This window comes from Vibrio sp. 1731, from assembly GCF_033339955.1.
In the GTDB taxonomy this organism is placed as follows: Bacteria; Pseudomonadota; Gammaproteobacteria; order Enterobacterales; family Vibrionaceae; genus Vibrio; species Vibrio alginolyticus.
The window spans coordinates 1-1,176 of the sequence record NZ_JAWOVO010000119.1; the positions used below are offsets into that span (position 1 = coordinate 1).

General features: G+C 47.3%; 1 protein-coding gene. It reads right to left on the bottom strand.

Annotation, left to right across the window (positions count from 1 at the left end; genetic code table 11):
- Positions 1-108: 108 nt before the first annotated feature.
- A partial coding sequence (locus R7035_RS25595; RefSeq protein WP_318146365.1) for a methyl-accepting chemotaxis protein occupies positions 109-1,176 on the bottom strand: 1,068 nt, incomplete at its 5' end.

Here is a 1,176-nt window from a genome sequence, read left to right on the forward strand (position 1 = left end):
TACGTAGAGAAAGTGAATGCGAGTTATATTCTCGAAACAAATAAGTGAATACAAATGTAGAAAATAAAGGCTCCCAATTAGGAGCCTTTATTTGTTATTACCTTGTTATCAAGCAGTGCGGTAACGCTCTAATACTTCACCGAGAGAAACCGACGCTTTGGTTAAGTTCGCGACACCAACAGTAGACTGCTCCGCCACCTCTCGAATTGTGCTGGACTGAGTACGGATATCAGCAAGCTCAGAGGCGATATCATTCGCAACCGCACTTTGTTCCTCCGCGGAAGTGGAGATTTGAATGCTCATGTCCATCAATGAACGAGCCGAGTCCGCAATCGCTGTAACATCTTGACCAATTTCATCGATCAACTGGCTGCTTGTTTGGGCTTGCTTGACCGTTCTGCCAGTAATCGAAGCGATGTTTTGGCTTTCCGATTGCAGCTTCTCAATCATGGCTTGGATTTCTACCGTGGCTTGTTGTGTACGACTTGCCAGCGTTCGGACTTCATCGGCTACAACGGCAAAACCACGGCCTTGTTCACCAGCGCGCGCAGCTTCAATGGCAGCGTTAAGCGCAAGCAAGTTGGTTTGTTCCGCGATGTCTTGGATAACGTCAACCACAACGCTAATGTTAGACGCATCTTGTTCCAGTTCTGTCACCATGTTGCCAACCGATTGAATCGCCAATGATGCTTCGTGGATTTGGTTAATACATTCTTGAACGACACCGCGGCCTTCTTTCGCATCGTGAGAAGCACTGTTTGCTGTTTCTGACGCGGCTTCGGTGTTGCTGGCGACTTCATTTACTGTCGCTTGCATCTCGTTCATTGCTGTTGCGATAAGGTTTAGCTGAACTTGTTGTTCATCCATGCCGGTTGAAGTTTGTTCGGAAATCGCGCTCACTTCTTCAATGGCGGTGCCTACTTGAGCTGTGGTTGACGAGATACTGTCGACCAAAGTAAGCAACTTCGCTTGCATATCAACGCAGGCATCTGCCAAGGTGCCAAGCTCATCATGACCAATTTTGTTACGTGGAAGCTGGTAAGTTAGATCGCCTGACGCGATTTTTGATGCCATGTTTACCACGTAATTTAGTGGTGTGCAGATCTGTTTGGTTAGGAATAGGCCTAGCGTAAAACTCAATGCCAATAGCGCGACGATAGCAATAACGCTGTAGGT